Source organism: Nocardioides panacihumi (genome assembly GCF_039530925.1).
Taxonomy (GTDB): Bacteria; Actinomycetota; Actinomycetes; order Propionibacteriales; family Nocardioidaceae; genus Nocardioides; species Nocardioides panacihumi.
On record NZ_BAAAPB010000003.1, the window covers coordinates 139,084 to 156,533 of the forward strand.

The window sequence follows — 17,450 nt, forward strand, 5'->3', positions numbered from 1 at the left end:
CACCGCGCAAAGTGTCACGGTGATAGTTCGGGCGATGGGTGATAGCTCGGATGTATCACCCACCGCGCAAAGTGTCACGGTGACAGTTCGGGTCAGCCCCCGAGGCGAAGCGGTCAGACGCTGAGCGGCAGGACCTCGTCGGGGAGCGTCGTCGGGTTGCCGAAGCGGTGGGCCGTGATGCTGATCGCCTGCTCGCGCAGGAAGGGCAGCATCTCCAGTCGACCGGACTCCGTGACCGGGTGGGCGTGGATCGCGACGTCGGGACGGCCTCCGGTCGCGGCGTACGCCGTCGCCGCGTCCGCGCCGACGAGGCGGACCCGCGCGTCGTGCATCGTGGCGAGCCGCGTCCGCCAGGCGGCGGCGTCCTCGACGGCCACCGAGATGCCCGCCGTGGCGAGCGCGGACGCGATCGCGCGGTCGAGCGGCGCCGCGGTGGAGACGCTGACCCGGGAGCGGGCGGTGTGGCCGGCACCGACGACCCGGAGGAGGTCGGTGACCAGCCCCGACTCGTGCCGCACCGTCACCGGCACGGGCAGGTAGCGCAGGGCGTTGCGCTCGGCCTCGACCCCGGAGACGTCGCGGGTGTCGGCGTACTCGTGCTCCCAGGCGGCCGCATCCGACCTGAAGGCGCGCTCGAGTCGGTCACAGCCCTCGAGCCCGGCCCGCCGGGCCTCGTCGAGCAGGTGCTGCGACGTCGGTCGCGGCGTGGCCGTGGAGGTGGCGAAGGTGCTGCTCCAGTCGGTGAGCCCGAGCAGGTAGCTCGGCCCTCCGGCCTTGGTGCCGGTGCCGACGGCCGAGCGCTTCCAGCCGCCGAACGGCTGGCGGCGCACGATGGCACCGGTGATTCCGCGGTTGATGTAGGCGTTGCCCGCCTCGACGGTGTCGAGCCACTGACGCACCTCGGCCGGGTCGAGTGAGTGCAGGCCGGCGGTCAGGCCGAAGGAGACCTCGTTCTGCAGAGCCACCGCCTCCTCGAGGGTCTCGGCCGTCATCACGCTGAGCACCGGCCCGAAGAACTCCGTGAGGTGCGAGCGGCTGCCCGGCCGGACACCCTCCTTGACACCCGGCGACCACAGCCGACCGGACCCGCCGAGCTTGCGGGGCTCGATGAGCCAGCGCTCGCCGGCGTCGAGGCGGGTGAGCGCGTCGAGCAGCTTGCCCGCCGCCGGCTCGATCAGCGGTCCGACCTGGGCGGAGGGGTCCTCCGGCCAGCCGACGTGCAGCGAGCGGACGGCGTCGAGCAGCTGGTGCCGGAAGCGGGTCGAGGTCGCGACCGAGCCGACGAGGATGACGAGCGAAGCGGCCGAGCACTTCTGGCCGGCGTGTCCGAACGCCGACTGGGCGACGTCGCGGGCCGCGAGGTCGAGGTCGGCACTCGGCGTGACGACGATGGCGTTCTTGCCGCTCGTCTCGGCGAGCAGCGGCAGGTCCTGACGGAACGAGCGGAAGAGCTCCGCCGTCTCGAAGGCACCCGTGAGGATGACGCGACCGACGCGCGGGTCGGCGAGCAGGCTGCGGCCGAGGTCGCCCTCGTCGATGGTGGCGAAGGCGAGTACGTCGCCCGGCACGCCGGCCTCCCAGAGGGCCTCGGCCAGGACGGCGCCGCAGCGCTCGGCCTGCGGCGCCGGCTTGAGGACGACCGGCGACCCGGCGGCCAGCGCCGCGAGGGTCGAGCCGGCCGGGATGGCGACCGGGAAGTTCCACGGCGGCGTGACGACGGTGAGACCGACCGGCTCCGCGACCGCTCCGTCGACGTCGTCGAGCTGCTCGGCGAGGTGGGCGTAGTAGTTCGCGAAGTCGATCGCCTCCGAGACCTCCGGGTCGGCCTGGTCGAGCGTCTTGCCGCACTCGGAGGCCATCACCTCGATCAGCTCGGCACGGCGGCTCTCGAGCGACACCGCGGCGCGCCGCAGCACCTCCGCGCGACCCTTGCCGCCCAGCGCCGCCCACGCGGCGCCGGCACCTGTCGTGGTGTCGACCAGCGCCTCGAGGCCGTCGGCGGTCGTGACGCGGCCACGCTCGACGCGGTCGACGCCGAGGGTGCTCGACGGCACCCGGGCGAGGATCTGGGCGCCCCAGGCGAGGTTGGCCGCGACGGCCGGGTCGGTGTCGGGGACGTTGTGGAAGACCGTTGCCGGCGTGGCGTCGACGGGCGCGGTGCGGTCCTGGGTGCGGTGCGGCGCGGGGACGCTGCGGTCGAGCGCCCGGAGGCTGGCCTCGAAACGCGCCCGCTCGCGCTCGAAGAGCGCCTTGTCGTCGTACAGGTGGAAGACGGCGGACATGAAGTTGTCGCGGCTCGCGCCCTCCTCGAGCCGGCGGATCAGGTAGGCGATGGCGACGTCGAACTCGGTCGCCCGGACGACCGGGGTGTAGAGGAGGATCTCGCCGACGTCCCGCTTGACCGCCTCCGCCTGGCTCTGCGCCATGCCGAGGAGCATCTCGAAGTCGATGGAGTCGCGGACGTCGCGCTCGCCGGCCAGCAGCCACGCGAAGGCGATGTCGAACAGGTTGTGGCCGGCGACGCCGATGCGGATGTTGCGGACGCGGTCGGGGTGGAGCGCGTAGTCGAGCACCCGCTTGTAGTGGGTGTCGCTGTCCTGCTTGGTGTGCCAGGTCGCCAGCGGCCAGTCGCGCAGCGACGCCTCGACCCGCTCCATCGGCAGGTTGGCGCCCTTGACGAGGCGGACCTTGATCGGGGCGCCACCGCGGCGGCGCCGGTCGGCGGCCCAGTCCTGCAGCTGCATCATCGACGCCAGCGCGTCGGGCAGGTAGGCCTGGAGCACCAGCCCCGCCTCGAGGCCGAGGAACTCCTGCTCGTCGAGCAGCCGGGTGAACACCGCGACGGTGAGGTCGAGGTCGCGGTACTCCTCCATGTCGAGGTTGATGAAGGTCCCGCTCTCGGCGGCGCGCTCGTAGAGCGGGCGCAGCGAGTCGACGATGACCTGGACGGCTGCGTCGAAGGCCCACGGGGAGTGCGGGGCGACCGTGGCCGACACCTTGATCGAGACGTAGTCGACGTCCGGCCGTTGGAGGAGCGCGAGGGTGCCCTTGAGCCGGCGGGTCGCCTCCTCGCGACCGAGCACCGCCTCGCCCAGCAGATTGAGGTTGAGCCGGTTCTTATCGGCGCGCAGGCGCTCGACGGCACGGCCCAGCCGTCGCGGCTCGGCGTCGATGAGCAGGTGGCCGACCATCCGACGGAGAGCGGCACGTGCCGCCGGGATCACGACGCCGGGGGCGACCGTGCCGAGGGCGCCACCGGCGCGCACGGCCAGGCGCAGGTGCAGCGGCAGGAAGCCGGGAACGTCGCGGGCCAGCATCGCCAGGTTGCGCGCGGCCACGCGCTTGTCCTCGGGGCGGATCACGCCGTCGATGAACCCGACGGTGAAGGGGAGGCCGGCCGGGTCGTCGAGCACGTCCGCCAGCCGGCTGGCGGCCTTGTCGGGCTTGATCTGGGCCGACGTGTCGAGCCAGCGGCGGACCGTCTCCTCGACGGCGGGGAGGAGATCGGTGAGCTCGTGGACGGCCGCGGGGTCGTCGTACGTCGGGGTGGGCATACCTACCAGTTTCGCTCGCCCTGATCGTTCGGGAAAAGCGCTGATTTCTGACTCATATGCGTAAGATCCGCTGACGGATCAGGGAGGTGTCTCGTGCTCGACGTACGCCGGTTGCGACTGCTCCGAGAGGTCCACGTCCGTGGCACCATCGCGGCCGTCGCCGCAGCCATCCACCAGAGCCCGTCGTCGGTGTCGCAGCAGCTCAACCAGCTCGAGCGCGAGGTGGGGGTGGACCTGCTCCGCAAGGTCGGGCGCCGCGTCCAGCTGACCTCGGAGGCCGAGCTCCTCGTCGCCCACGCGGAAGCTGTTCTCGAGCGGCTGGAGCTGGCCGAGTCGGACCTCCTCGCCGCCGCTGACGAGGCGACGGGCACGGTCCGGATGGGCATCTTCCAGTCGGCGGCGCTGGCGCTGCTGCCGACGACGCTGCGCCTGGTCCACGAGCGGACGCCGCGTGTCCGGGTCGTCGTCACCCAGCGCGAGCCGGAGACAGCGCTGCACGAGACCTTCGCGCGCGACTTCGACCTGGTCGTGGCTGAGCAGTACCCGGGCCACGCCGCGCCGTGGCACGCGCAGCTCGATCGGCAGCCCCTCACGGAGGATGCGATCCGGCTGGCGACCGCGTCGGAGGCGTCCGTCGGGTCGCTCCACGACGCGGCGCGGCTGCCGTGGGTGATGGAGCCGCACGGCGCTGCCTCCCGGCACTTCGCCGAGCAGCTCTGCCGGCGCGCGGGCTTCGAGCCGGACGTGCAGTTCGAGACGGCCGACCTGCAGGCGCACGTCGCGCTGGTGTCGACGGGCAACGCGGTCGCACTGCTGCCCGACTTGCTCTGGCGCGGTGGTACGCCGCCGGTGCGGCTCGTCGACCTCGAGGACGCGCCGGTCCGCACGGTGTTCACGGCGTCCCCGTCCTCGCTCGCCACACGGCCCGCCGTACAGGCTGTTCGGGAGGCGCTGCTCGACGCCGTCGCGTCCATGCAGGTGTGAGCGACGCTCACGCTCCCGCGGCGTCCGGGCGGGAGTCGGCGACGTCGTGCTCGCGGGGCATTCCCGCCGCCAGGACCTCGATGAGGTCGACGGCGTCGGCGGGCGTCAGCCGCACCGTCGTCGTGCAGACGTTGTCGCGCCAGACGCTCAGCACCACGACCCCCACCTCGTCGTGCCACGTCACCCGCAGCGCGCGTCCGTCGCCACGGGCGTCAGCGAGGACGGCACCCGCGGTCGCGTTCTGCCGACGCGAGGACATGACAGCATCGTGCCTCGCGGCAACCCGCCGCACCAGACCTGCGCGGGCGACACCATGGTCGGGGCTCAGGAGTCGGCGGAGCCGAGCAGGTTGCGACGGGTGTGGCGCAGGCGTGACTTCTCGTGGCGGCCGACGATGTCCTCGCGGATCCGCTGGGCGCGGTAGGCGCTCTCGGCCTTGACGAAGCTCGCGTACAGGATGTTGGCGTTGCTCATGTCACTGCTCCTCGTAGGGATGTCGGAGACCTTCCGACATCCCTACGGTCGCGCTCTGAGGTAGGGCGCCACATCGGCAGTCGTCCCCACTTTCCGTCGGCGCCTACCTCAGACGACGTCTCGGACCAGAGGGATTGACGTCTCGGACCAGAGGGATTGACGTCTCGGGCCGGAGGGATTGACGTCTCGGGGATCGGGTCAGGCGACGGGCCGGCCGGACTCGGTGTACGTGACGCCGTTGCCGTGCGCGCTCGCCAGGGCCGCCTCGATGCGGCGGGCGGTGAAGTCGGCGCAGCGCTCCCGGATCTCCTCGAGGGTGCAGAAGGCCACGGAGCGGATCTCCCGCGCCTCCGGCACCATCGCGTCGAGCATGGAGGGGTCGTGGACGCCGCCGTCGTAGACCAGGCAGACGGCGTCGTCCCAGCCGCTCCAGGGCGGGAGCCAGTCGGTCAGGAGCAGCGGACCGGCCTTGAGGTCGAGGGCGAGCTCCTCCTCCACCTCGCGGCTGACGCCGACCGCCGGGGACTCGCCGACCTCGATGACGCCACCGGGCAGGTCCCAGTCGGACTTGTAGGTGAGCTGGCAGAGCAGCACCCGGTCGTTCGAGTCGCGGATGAGGAACTGTCCGATCGCCCGCTTGCGGGGGAGGAAGGAGTTGAGGAGCGCCCGGAAGCCCTCCGGCTCGTGGGCCGGTACGTCGGTCTCGACCCGCGCGTAGACGATGCGGTCGACAGGCGCGCCGTCGACCGTGACGCCCCGCATCACTCCTTCGCGACGCAGGCCCGACCAGGTGGCGGTGCGCTGGCCCTTCTCGTCGGCCGGGTCCACCAGTGCCTCGACCCGGTGGTGGGTCATCAGGGCGGCCGCGACCTCGTGGCGGACGGCGTCGAGCGTCTCGTCGGACGTCCAGCTGATGCGAGCGACGCCGTCTGCGACGGTCAGCACAGTTGTCCCTGACTCGTTGGCGCTCACGCGCACCACCCTAATGGTCGACGGATGCCCGCGTCCGAGGTGTCACAACAGGGCGACGGGCGGTGTCTGGTGGGCAGGAGCAACCCGACGAGAGGTGACACCGAGATGCCCAGCACCAGCAGGTTCCGGATGCCGAAGGCAGCCACCACCGGCCCCTACGGCGCCGTCATGGAGCGCTGTGCGAAGCACACGCAGAGCCAGGGCTACGGCGACGTGTGCGACATCCCGCTGGAGACGCCGAGCGCCGTACGCTCCGAGGCATGAGCGTCGACCCGGCGACCGAGGCATTCGTCGCCCACCGCAACCTGCTGTTCACGGTCGCCTACGAGATGCTCGGCTCGGCCGCCGACGCCGAGGACGTCCTCCAGGAGACGTGGTTGCGCTGGGCCGACGTCGACCACGGTGAGGTGCGCGACGCCCGTTCCTACCTGGTCCGCATCACGACCCGGCTCTCCTTGAACAGGCTGCGCACGCTCGGCCGTCAGCGGGAGACGTACGTCGGCCCCTGGCTGCCCGAACCGCTGCTGACGAGCCCCGACGTGGCCGAGGACGTCGAGCTGGCCGACAGCGTCTCGACGGCGATGCTGCTCGTCCTGGAGACGCTGACACCGACCGAGCGGGCCGTGTTCGTGCTGCGCGAGGTCTTCGACGTCGAGTACGACGAGATCGCCGCGGCCGTCGACAAAGCGCCTGCCGCGGTGCGCCAGATCGCGCACCGCGCCCGCTCGCACGTCGAGGCGCGGCGCCCGCGCGTCCAGGTGTCGGAGGCCGACACGCGTCGCGCCATCGCGACCTTCCGCAGCGCGGCGGAGACGGGCGACCTGCAGCGCCTGCTCGACGTCCTCGCCCCGGATGTCGTGATGATGACCGACGGGGGAGGCGTCAAGCAGGCTGCGCTGCGCCCGATCGTGGGCGCCGACAAGGTCCTGCGCTTCTTCGTCGGCATCACGGCCAAGGCGCCCGGGCCGGTCGCGGCCGAGGAGGTCCTCGTCAACGGTGCGCCCGGGTTGCGGCTCACGGCCGGTGGCGAGCTCGACACGATCGCGACGATGAGGGTCGAGGGCGGCCGGGTGACCGCCCTCTACCTCGTTCGCAACCCGCACAAGCTCGGCCGGGTGCTGTCCGAGACGCCGCTGGCGCGCTAGACCGTCCGGCCGGGCGGATCCTCCTCCGGGTCCTGCTCGAGTGCCTCCTGGACGGCCGCTGCCGACCACGGAGCCTTGGCCTGCGGGCGCAGCCAGACCGTCCCGAGCGGCGGCACCCGCAGGTCGGCGTACGCCGGCCAGCCCGCGTGCTCCGACCCGACCGCCGTGACCGCGCCGAGGTTGCCGACGCCCGAGCCGCTGTAGGCCTCGGCGTCGGTGTTGAGGACCTCGTCCCACACCCCGTCGTGCGGCAGGCCGAGCCGGACGTCGTGCGGGACGGCCGCGAAGTTCGCCACGCAGACAAGCTGGTCCGCCACCGCGCCGTCGATGGCCGGGCCGCGACGGACGAAGGAGTAGACGTTGCGCTCGGTGTCGTCGGCGTCGATCCACGCGAAGCCCGCCGGGTCGCTGTCCAGCGTCCAGAGAGCGGGACTGTCCTTGTAGGTCCGGTTGAGGTCTCGCACCAGGGAGTGCAGGCCGCGGTGCTCGGGATGGTCCAGGAGCCACCAGTCGAGCTCGCGCGACTCGGCCCACTCCGACTCCTGGCCGAACTCGCAGCCCATGAAGAGGAGCTGCTTGCCCGGGTGCGCCCACATGAAGGCCAGGTAGGCGCGCAGGTTCGCGAGCTGGCGCCAGCGGTCGCCCGGCATCTTGCGCAGCAGCGACCCCTTGCCGTGCACGACCTCGTCGTGCGAGAGCGGCAGCATGTAGTTCTCGGACCAGGCGTAGGTCAGCGCGAACGTCATGTCGTGGTGGTGCCAGGACCGGTGGACGGGGTCGCGCTCGAGGTAGTCGAGCGTGTCGTGCATCCAGCCCATGTTCCACTTGAACCCGAAGCCGAGGCCGCCCGCGTCGGTCGCCCGGGTCACCCCCGGCCACGACGTCGACTCCTCGGCGATCGTGGTGATGCCGGGGACGCGCTTGTAGGCGGTGGCGTTCATCTCCTGGAGGAACTGGACCGCCTCGAGGTTCTCGCGGCCGCCGTGGATGTTCGGCTCCCACTCGCCCTCGTTGCGGGCGTAGTCGAGGTAGAGCATCGAGGCGACGCCGTCGACCCGCAGCCCGTCCGCGTGGAACTCCTCGAGCCAGTAGATCGCGTTGGCGTAGAGGAAGTTGCGGACCTCGGGGCGGCCGAAGTCGAAGATGTGCGAGCCCCACTCCTGGTGCCAGCCCCGGCGCGGGTCCGGGTGCTCGTAGAGCGGGGCGCCGTCGAACCGCGGCAGCGCCCACTCATCGGTCGCGAAGTGGCCGGGCACCCAGTCGAGGATGACGCCGACGCCGGCCTGGTGGAGCCGGTCGACGAGGTAGCGGAAGTCGTCGGGGGTCCCGAGACGCGAGTCGGGCGCGAAGTACGACGTCACGTGGTAGCCCCACGACCCCCCGAACGGGTGCTGCATCACCGGCATCAGCTCCACGTGCGTGAAGCCGAGGTCGCTGACGTAGCCGACCAGCTCGTCCGCCAGCTGGGCGTAGCTGCGGTGTCGCCGCCACGACGCGAGGTGGACCTCGTAGACCGACATCGGCTCGGCCACGGGACGCTTGGACCGGCGCGACTCCATCCACTCAGCGTCGCCCCAGGTGTAGCCGGACTCGAACACCATCGAGGAGGTGTTCGGCGGGACCTCGGCCCAGCCGGCCATCGGGTCGGCCTTCTCGCGCCAGTGCTCGTCGGCGCCCAGGATGATGAACTTGTAGCGCGTGCCGCTGCCGACCGCGGGGACGAACAGCTCCCAGACGCCCGACTCGCCGAGCTGCCGCATCGGGTGCTCGCGGCCGTCCCAGCTGTTGAAGTCGCCCTCCAGCCGGACGCCGTGCGCGCGGGGCGCCCAGACAGCGAACGAGGTGCCGGTCACGTCCGGGCCGCCCGGCGACTCGTAGTGGTGGACCCGGGCGCCGAGCACCTTCCAGAGCTGCTCGTGCCGGCCCTCGCGGATCAGGTGCTGGTCGACCTCGCCGACGGTCGGCAGGAAGCGGTACGGGTCGTCGAGCTCCGAGGTGTGGTCGCCGTACGTCACGAGAAGGCGGTAGTCCGGGACCTCCGCCACCGGGACCACTCCCGCCCAGACGCCCTCGTGCTCGTGGCTGAGCTCGGCCTGCCTCCAGTCGTCGTCGACCCGGTAGCGGACCACGACGCTGGAAGCGAGCGGCTTGAAGGCACGGACCGTGACGGTGCCCCCGTGCGGGTGCGGCCCGAGGATGGAGTGGGGCGACGCGTGCCGGCCCTCGACGAGGCTGCTCAGCTCTGCGGTGTCGACGGGTACGGCGGTGGACGTGTGGAGGTTGTCGGTCACGTCATGCTCCGATCTGCGCGAGGGCCTCGAGCGGGATGCTCAGCCAGCCCGGACGGTTCCGCGCTTCGTAGACGGTCTCGTAGACGGCCTTGTCGGCGACGTAGGCGTCGAGCAGCACCCGCTGCTCGACCGTGAGGTCGCCGCCGTAGGCGACCAGGAAGTGGTTGCGGTTGCGGTGCGCCCACTCGCCCGCGCGCAGCCGGCGCAGGTCGGTGAGCTCGGCGTCGCCCTCACCGCCCGGCTGGCTGTGCTCGACCGAGCGCGGGGCGTAGTCGAAGGAGCGCAGCATGCCCGCGACGTCGCGCCAGGGTGAGTCGGGCAGCGTCCGCTCCGCCAGCGGCTTCGCGGGCTCGCCTTCGAAGTCGACGATCTTCCAGCCCTTGGCGGTGCGCAGCGTCTGGCCCAGGTGCAGGTCGCCGTGGATACGTTGCACCTCGAGGCCGCCGAGGCCGGCCACCCGCGCGAACAGGGCGCGCAGCCGCTCGGCGTGCACCGCGAGGTCCGGTACGACGGCCAGGGCGCGGTCGAGCCGCTCGTTCATCGCCGCGGCGAGCGCCACTGCGGCCTCGGGCCCGCGCGTCTCGGTGGGGAAGCTGGCGGCGAGCTGGCGGTGCACGTCGGCCACCGCCTCGCCCAGCCGGGTCGCCTCAGGCGCGAAGTCGCCGCCGGACTCCGTCGCGTGCAGCTCCGGCGTGCCGAGCAGGCTGCGCACGCTCGCCAGTGCCATGTCCCAGCCGTCCGTCGCGGTGCGCAGGAACTGCTGCAGCATCGCCAGGTGCATGACCGGCTCCTCGCCGTCGGCCGCACCGGTCGGATCGCCGGCGCCGCTCGGCTCGTCGGCGAAGCTCGACTCGACCCAGCCGTACAGGGCCGCGACGTGGTCCGAGCCGAGCTCGGTGAGGACCTTGTGGATCTCGATGTCGGGGTTGACGCCGGGAGTCACCTTGCGGAACACCTTCATCAGCGCGTCCTCGCCGAACGCCACCGACGAGTTCGACTGCTCGCCCGAGAACGGCGACGAGTGGGCTCCGGTGTCGAGCTGGTGGCCCGGGACGCGGTGGAAGGAGAGTGGGCCCTCTCCCTCCGGCGCGCTCTCGAAGGAGCGCAGCCAGCAGGCCATCGCCTCACGGTCGTGCACGGCGTCGTACGCGTGGACCCAGCCGAGCTCCGGGTCCTCCCACCAGCCGATGAAGGCGTGGTCGAGACGACCCTGCGGGTGCACGTAGAACGCCAGCGGCACCTGGTAGAGCTCGCGCTCGGTGCCCGTGCCGCCGGGGTCGGCGTACGTCACCTCGACGAGGTGGATCAGCACGCGTGGGCTGCCCTCGACGCGTCCGGGCACCTCGCCGAGCACCCGGATGCGGGTCACCGCGAACGTGCGGCCCTTGCCGCTGAACCAGCGGGTGCGGGTCAGGTAGTCCGCGAAGACCTCGCGGTCGAGATGGTCGGCGGTCGCCGGTGTAGCGCTCACAGCAGCTCCTCCCCGGACAGGCCGGTCTCCGGCTCGATCGGTGCGGTGTCCGGCCGGGTCAGCCGGAACCAGTAGAACCCGTACCCACCGAGAGTCAGCAGGTACGGCAGCTCACCGATCGCGGGGAAGGGCACCCCGCCGATCAGCTCGACGGGCACCATCCCCTCGAAGCGGCGCAGGTCCAGCTGCACCGGCTGCGGGAAGCGGGACAGGTTGTTGACGCAGAGGATGACGTCGCTGGTGCCGTCCTCCTTGAGGTGCTCGCGTGAGTAGGAGAGCACCGACGGGTTCGTGCCGCCGAGGTCGGTGAAGCTGCCCAGCCCGAACGCCTGGTGCTGCTTGCGGGCGTGGATCAGTCGACGCGTCCACTGCAGCAGGCTGGAGGAGTCCTCCAGCTGCGCCTCGACGTTGACGGCCTGGTAGCCGTAGACGGGGTCCTGCACGACCGGCCGGTCCAGCTTGCCGGGGTTGGCGACGGAGAAGCCGGCGTTGCGGTCGCCGGACCACTGCATCGGCGTACGCACCCCGTCACGGTCGCCGAGCCAGATGTTGTCGCCCATGCCGATCTCGTCGCCGTAGTAGAGCACCGGTGAGCCCGGCAGCGAGAGGAGCAGCGCGGTGAAGAGCTCCATCTGGTTGACGTCGTTGTCGAGCAACGGCGCGAGCCTGCGGCGGATGCCGATGTTGGCCTTCATGCGGGGGTCCTTGGCGTACTCCGCCCACATGTAGTCACGGTCGTCGTCGGTGACCATCTCGAGCGTCAGCTCGTCGTGGTTGCGCAGGAAGATGCCCCACTGGCAGCCCCGGGGGATCGGCGGGGTCTCCTCCAGGATCTCGCTGATCGGGAAGCGGGACTCGCGCCGGACCGCCATGAAGATGCGCGGCATGACGGGGAAGTGGAAGCACATGTGGCACTCGTCGCCGCCGGACTCGAAGTCGCCGAAGTAGTCGACCACGTCCGAGGGCCACTGGTTGGCCTCGGCGAGCAGCACGGTGCCGGGGTACTCGTCGTCCACCACGCGGCGGACCTTGCGGAGGAACTCGTGGGTCTCCGGGAGGTTCTCCCCGTTCGTGCCCTCCGCCTCGTAGAGGTAGGGCACGGCATCGAGCCGGAAGCCGTCCAGGCCCATGTCCAGCCAGAAGCGCATCGCATCGAGGATGTCCTCGTGCACCTTCGGGTTCTCGTAGTTGAGGTCCGGCTGGTGGGAGAAGAAGCGGTGCCAGAAGTACTGCTGGCGCACCGGGTCCCACGTCCAGTTGGACGGCTCGGTGTCGACGAAGATGATCCGGGCGTCCTGGTAGAGCTCGTCGCTGTCGGACCAGACGTAGTAGTCGCCGTACGGCCCCTCGGGGTCGTTGCGGCTGGCCTGGAACCAGGGGTGCTGGTCGCTGGTGTGGTTGACGACGAAGTCGATGATCACCCGGATGCCGCGCTCGTGGGCGGCGACGAGGAGCTGCTGGAAGTCCTCGATCGTGCCGACCTCCGGCAGGACGCCGGTGAAGTCAGCGACGTCGTAGCCGCCGTCGCGCAACGGGCTGGGGAAGAACGGCGGCAGCCAGAGGCAGTCGACGCCCAGCCAGGCCAGGTAGTCGAGCTTCTCGGTCAGGCCCTTGAAGTCACCGGTGCCGTCGCCGTTGGAGTCCTTGAAGGACCGCACCAGGACCTCGTAGAACACCGCTGACTTGAACCACTCGGGCTCACCTTGGTGGTCGACGCCGGGGGAGTCGGGGAACGGCTCCTCGCTGATGATCCCGCCGATCGGCGTGTCGCCCATGGGCATGTCGGTCTGCTCGGTCATCGAAGGCTCCTCACCGTCAGGACGTGCGCGGACTCCCAGCCCGGGTCGAGGCGGACGTAGTTGTCACGGCCCCAGGTCCAGTCCTCGCCGGTGATCTCGTCGTGGACGACGAAGCTCTCCGGGAGGCCGAGGGCGGCGAGGTCGAGGTGGACCATCGTCTCCCGCACGCCGTGCGGGTCGAGGTTGATGACGACGATGACGACGTCCCCCTCGTGGTGCTTGCTGAACACCAGCGTGTGGTCGTCGTCGGAGGAGTGCACCGTGACGTTGCGCAGCAGCTGCAGGGCGGGGTGCGCGCGGCGGATCTCGTTGAGCCGTGTGAGGTACGGCGCCAACGTCCGTCCCTCGCGCTCGGCCGCGTCCCAGTCGCGCGGGCGCAGCTGGTACTTCTCCGAGTCGAGGTACTCCTCGCTGCCAGGTCGCACGGCGACGTGCTCGAACAGCTCGTAGCCGGCGTACACACCCCAGGACGGGGAGCCCGTCGCGGCCAGCGCCGCGCGGATCTTGAACGCCGCCGGGCCGCCGTACTGCAGGGAGGCGTGCAGGATGTCGGGGGTGTTGACGAAGAAGTTCGGCCGCATCAGGTGGTCGGACTCCGAGGACACCTCGACGAGGTAGTCCTCGATCTCGCCCTTCTCCACCCGCCAGGTGAAGTACGTGTAGGACTGGTGGAAGCCGACCGAGCCGAGAGCGTGCATCATCGCGGGCCGGGTGAACGCCTCCGACAGGAAGATCACGTCGGGGTCGGTGCGCCGCACCTCGCGCAGCAGCCACTCCCAGAACGCCACCGGCTTGGTGTGCGGGTTGTCGACCCGGAAGACGCGGACGCCGTGGGACATCCACACGCGGACGACCCGCAGCACCTCCTTCGCGATCCCGGTGGGGTCGTTGTCGAAGTTGATCGGGTAGATGTCCTGGTACTTCTTGGGCGGGTTCTCCGCATAGGCGATCGAGCCGTCGGCCCGGGTGGTGAACCACTCCTGGTGGGCCTTCACCCACGGGTGGTCCGGCGCGGCCTGGAGCGCGAGGTCGAGTGCGACCTCCAGGCCGAGCTCGCCGGCGCGCGCGACGAACGCGTCGAAGTCCTCGAACGTGCCCAGGTCGGGGTGGATGGCGTCGTGGCCGCCGTCCTTCGAGCCGATCGCCCACGGGCTGCCGACGTCGTCGGGGCCTGGGGTCAGCGAGTTGTTGGGGCCCTTCCGGTTGACCTCGCCGATCGGGTGGACCGGCGGCAGGTAGATGATGTCGAAGCCCATCGCGGCGACGGCGTCGAGGCGCTTCGCCGCCGTCCGGAACGTGCCGCTGCGCAGCACCCCCTTCTTGTCCGGCGCGGCGCCCTCCGAGCGAGGGAAGAACTCGTACCAGCTGCCGAAGAGCGCACGGCGCCGGTCGGCGTACGCCGGGTAGGGACCTTCGATCGTGACGAGCTCGCGAAGCGGGTGCTGGCGCAGCACGCGGACGAGGTCGGGTGCGGTCATCACCGCGATGCGCGCTGCCGAGGGCCGGGTGGTGTCGGTCGCGGCATCGGCGGCGGCCTTGACCGTGGCGGCCTCGGCGCGGGTCAGCGACGGGTCCGCGAGCACCCGCTCGAGCAGGAGCCGGCCCTCGGTGAACATCAGCTCGACGTCGACGCCGGCGTCGATCTTGATGGGAGCGTCGTGCAGCCAGGTGCCGATCGGGTCCGACCACGACTGCACCTCGAAGGACCACAGGCCCTCGGCGTCGGGCGTCACCCACGCCTCGAACCGGTCGCTCTTCGGTCCGGTCTCGGTCATCCGCACCGGCGGTCTGCGCTCTCCGCTGGGGTCGGCGAGGATCACCTCGACGCCCAGCATGTCGTGGCCTTCGCGGAAGACCGTCGCCCTGACGGGGAAGGGTTCGCCGACGGAGGCCTTCGCGGGCTGCCTGCCGAGATCGACGACGGGGTGCACGTCCAGCACGGGGATGCGTCCAACCATGGCTTCAAACTATCCGGCCGGGGCAGTTCCCATGCGCCGCGCGTCGTGGCAGGGCCGCCCGCCGACCGATCTTGCCGCACCGAGGACGACTTTCCTCGCTCAGAGCACGACTCGATAAAGACCCCGGCGGATGTTGGATCGATCCAAGGGTTGTGGGCTAGTTTCGTCCCCATGCGTGCCATCCGTCGTTTCACCGTCCGTCCCGTGCTGCCCGCGCCGCTCTCCGCGCTGGGCACCCTCGCGGGCAACCTGCGCTGGTCCTGGCACCCTCCGACCCAGGACGTCTTCGCGGCCGTCGACCCCGATCTGTGGGAGTCGACCGGACGCGACCCCGTCCGTCTGCTCGGGGCCGTCAGCCGGACGCGCTTCGAGGAGCTGGCCGTCGACGAGGGCTTCCTGGGGCGCCTGCGCGAAGCCGAGGCCGACCTGCAGCGCTATCTGACCGAGGACCGGTGGTTCCAGCGCCACGTCGCCGACGGCCCGCGGGCGATCGGCTACTTCTCGCCCGAGTTCGGCATCACCGCGGTCCTGCCGCAGTACTCCGGTGGCCTCGGTATCCTCGCCGGTGACCACCTGAAGGCGGCCAGCGACCTGGGCGTCCCGATCGTCGGTGTCGGCCTCCTCTACAAGCACGGCTACTTCAAGCAGTCGCTGTCCCGGGACGGCTGGCAGCAGGAGACCTACCCCGTCCTCGACCCCGACGGGCTGCCCATCTCGGCGCTGCGGGAGGCGGACGGCAGCCGCGCGACGATCTCGATCGCGCTGCCCGGCGGCCCCGACCTGGTCGCCCGGATCTGGGTCGCGTCGGTCGGCCGGGTGCCCCTGCTCATGCTCGACACCGACGTCGAGGGCAACCCCGACCACTACGTCGACGTGACCGACCGGCTGTACGGCGGCAACAGCGAGCACCGGCTGCGGCAGGAGCTCCTGCTCGGCGTCGGCGGCGTGCGCGCGCTGCGCGTCTACTCGCGGATCACCGGTGCTCCGGCGCCCGAGGTGTTCCACACCAACGAGGGTCACGCCGGCTTCCTCGGCCTCGAGCGGATCCGCGAGCTGACCGTGGCCGAGGGCGGCCCGAGGCTCGACTTCGACACCGCGCTCGAGGTGGGCCGGGCCTCCACCGTCTTCACCACCCACACGCCGGTCCCGGCCGGCATCGACCGCTTCCCGCGGACTCTGGTCGAGCAGTACTTCGCCGAGGGCTCCGGTGCCACTCCGGGCGTGCCGGTCGAGCGGGTGCTGGCTCTCGGCTGCGAGGACTACGAGGGTGGCGACGCGTCCGTGTTCAACATGGCGGTGATGGGCTTCCGACTCGCGCAGCGCGCGAACGGCGTCTCGCTCCTGCACGGGCATGTCTCGCGCGGCATGTTCAACGGTCTCTGGCCGGCCTTCGACGAGGCCGAGGTGCCGATCGGCTCGATCACCAACGGCGTGCACGCGCCGAGCTGGGTCGCCCGCGAGCTCTTCGACCTCGCCGCGCAGGTCGGCGCCGACCCCGAGGACCTCGACTCCTACTGGAGCGCGGCCGACAAGGCGCCGGGGGAGCAGATCTGGTCGGTCAAGCGCCAGCTGCGCGAGACGCTCGTGCACGACGCCCGTCGGCGCCTGCGCCGGTCGTGGGAGAAGCGCGGCGCCGCGACGGCCGAGCTCGGGTGGATCGACGACGCACTCTCGCCCGACGTGCTCACGATCGGGTTCGCGCGGCGAGTGCCGTCGTACAAGCGGCTGACGCTGATGCTGCGCGACCCCGCGCGCCTCAAGCGGCTGCTCCTCGACCCGGAGCGCCCGGTCCAGCTGGTCATCGCCGGCAAGTCGCACCCGGCCGACGACGGCGGCAAGAAGCTCATCCAGGAGATGGTGCGCTTCGCCGACGACCCGGAGGTGCGGCACCGGATCGTCTTCCTGCCGAACTACGACATCGCCATGGCCCAGCCGCTCTACCCCGGCTGCGACGTGTGGCTCAACAACCCCCTGCGTCCCTACGAGGCCTGCGGCACGTCGGGCATGAAGGCGGCCCTCAACGGCGGCCTCAACCTGTCCATCCTCGACGGCTGGTGGGACGAGTGGTACGACGGCCAGAACGGCTGGGCGATCCCGTCCGCCGACGGCCTGGACGACCCCGACCGGCGTGACGACCTCGAGGCCGCGGCGCTCTACGACCTCATCGAGCACGAGATCGCGCCGCGCTTCTACGACACCGACCACGACGGGGTCCCGACGCGCTGGATGGAGATGCTCCGCCACACGCTGAAGTCCCTCGGCCCCAAGGTGCTGGCCACCCGGATGGTGCGCGACTACGTCCGCCAGCTCTACGGTCCCGCCACCGACAACGCCCGCTCGCTCAACAGCGACTACGCCGGAGCCCGCGAGCTCGCGGCCTGGAAGCACCGCGTGAAGGCGGCCTGGCCGCAGGTGCGGGTCGAGCACGTGGAGAGCAGCGGCGTCGGCGACGCTCCCGAGGTCGGGGCGGTGCTGTCGGTGCGGGCGTTCGTCGCGCTCGGCGAGCTCTCGCCCGAGGACGTCGACGTGCAGCTGCTGCACGGCCGCGCCGACGCCGAGGACCTGCTGTCCGACACGACCTGCACGGTGCTCGCGCTGACGGAGTCCTACGAGGCGGGGCGGCACGGCTTCGGTGGCCAGGTCACCCTCGACCACGCCGGCCCGTTCGGCTACACGGTGCGGGTCGTGCCGCGCAACGGCCACCTGTCGTCGTACGCCGAGATGGGCGTGGTCTCCACGGCCTGATCCGTCCCGACGAAGCCGGAAGGCCGGTCCGCCCCGAGGGGTGGACCGGCCTTCCGC

12 protein-coding genes are annotated in these 17,450 nt (G+C 71.3%); 4 read left to right on the plus strand and 8 right to left on the minus strand.

What is annotated here, in order from left to right; all coding sequences use genetic code 11:
* Positions 1 to 113: 113 nt before the first annotated feature.
* Complete coding sequence (locus ABD205_RS15285) at positions 114 to 3,554, minus strand: proline dehydrogenase family protein (protein ID WP_344046179.1); 3,441 nt, start codon at positions 3,552 to 3,554, stop codon at positions 114 to 116.
* A gap of 93 nt (positions 3,555 to 3,647) precedes the next feature.
* Here ABD205_RS15285 and ABD205_RS15290 point away from each other — a divergent pair, with 93 nt between their 5' ends.
* Complete coding sequence (locus ABD205_RS15290) at positions 3,648 to 4,538, plus strand: LysR family transcriptional regulator (protein ID WP_344046181.1); 891 nt, start codon at positions 3,648 to 3,650, stop codon at positions 4,536 to 4,538.
* Positions 4,539 to 4,545: 7 nt separating this feature from the next.
* On the opposite strand, the gene ABD205_RS15295 is transcribed toward ABD205_RS15290, so the two are convergent.
* The 3 genes from ABD205_RS15295 to ABD205_RS15305 form a co-directional block, all read right to left on the minus strand.
* Positions 4,546 to 4,797, minus strand: coding sequence for a hypothetical protein (locus tag ABD205_RS15295; RefSeq protein WP_344046183.1), 252 nt, complete (start codon positions 4,795 to 4,797; stop codon positions 4,546 to 4,548).
* A 65-nt stretch (positions 4,798 to 4,862) separates the two neighbouring features.
* Positions 4,863 to 5,012, minus strand: a complete 150-nt coding sequence (locus tag ABD205_RS15300) for a hypothetical protein (RefSeq protein ID WP_344046185.1) — start codon at positions 5,010 to 5,012, stop codon at positions 4,863 to 4,865.
* 198 nt (positions 5,013 to 5,210) lie between these two features.
* Positions 5,211 to 5,984: an NUDIX hydrolase gene (locus tag ABD205_RS15305; protein WP_344046187.1), complete on the minus strand. Its 774-nt coding sequence runs from the start codon at positions 5,982 to 5,984 to the stop codon at positions 5,211 to 5,213.
* Positions 5,985 to 6,089: 105 nt separating this feature from the next.
* Between ABD205_RS15305 and ABD205_RS15310 the strand changes: the two genes are divergently transcribed.
* On the plus strand, positions 6,090 to 6,248 hold the full coding sequence (locus ABD205_RS15310; RefSeq protein ID WP_344046189.1) for a hypothetical protein: 159 nt from the start codon (positions 6,090 to 6,092) through the stop codon (positions 6,246 to 6,248).
* On the plus strand, positions 6,245 to 7,129 hold the full coding sequence (locus tag ABD205_RS15315; protein ID WP_344046191.1) for an RNA polymerase sigma-70 factor: 885 nt from the start codon (positions 6,245 to 6,247) through the stop codon (positions 7,127 to 7,129). The genes ABD205_RS15310 and ABD205_RS15315 overlap by 4 nt, the downstream gene beginning before the upstream one ends.
* Here the strand turns inward: ABD205_RS15315 and glgB are convergent.
* From glgB to ABD205_RS15335, 4 genes are read right to left on the minus strand one after another with little or no spacing between them, the layout of a single operon-like run.
* Positions 7,126 to 9,420 carry a 1,4-alpha-glucan branching protein GlgB gene (gene glgB / locus ABD205_RS15320; protein ID WP_344046193.1) on the minus strand — a complete coding sequence of 765 codons (2,295 nt, stop codon included), beginning with the start codon at positions 9,418 to 9,420 and terminating at the stop codon, positions 7,126 to 7,128. The two genes, ABD205_RS15315 and glgB, sit on opposite strands and share 4 nt — an antisense overlap.
* Before the next feature lies 1 nt (position 9,421).
* Entirely contained in the window at positions 9,422 to 10,891 is a 1,470-nt protein-coding gene (locus ABD205_RS15325) for a maltokinase N-terminal cap-like domain-containing protein (protein WP_344046195.1), read from the minus strand.
* On the minus strand, positions 10,888 to 12,690 hold the full coding sequence (gene treS / locus ABD205_RS15330) for a maltose alpha-D-glucosyltransferase (RefSeq protein ID WP_344046197.1): 1,803 nt from the start codon (positions 12,688 to 12,690) through the stop codon (positions 10,888 to 10,890). Before treS ends, ABD205_RS15325 begins: the two co-directional genes overlap by 4 nt.
* The gene (locus tag ABD205_RS15335) at positions 12,687 to 14,648 is read right to left on the minus strand and encodes an alpha-1,4-glucan--maltose-1-phosphate maltosyltransferase (protein ID WP_344046200.1); all 1,962 of its coding nucleotides are present in this window, start codon (positions 14,646 to 14,648) and stop codon (positions 12,687 to 12,689) included. Before ABD205_RS15335 ends, treS begins: the two co-directional genes overlap by 4 nt.
* Positions 14,649 to 14,819: 171 nt before the next feature.
* Between ABD205_RS15335 and glgP the strand changes: the two genes are divergently transcribed.
* Positions 14,820 to 17,393, plus strand: coding sequence for an alpha-glucan family phosphorylase (gene glgP, locus ABD205_RS15340; RefSeq protein ID WP_344046202.1), 2,574 nt, complete (start codon positions 14,820 to 14,822; stop codon positions 17,391 to 17,393).
* The last annotated feature ends 57 nt before the right edge of the window (positions 17,394 to 17,450 follow it).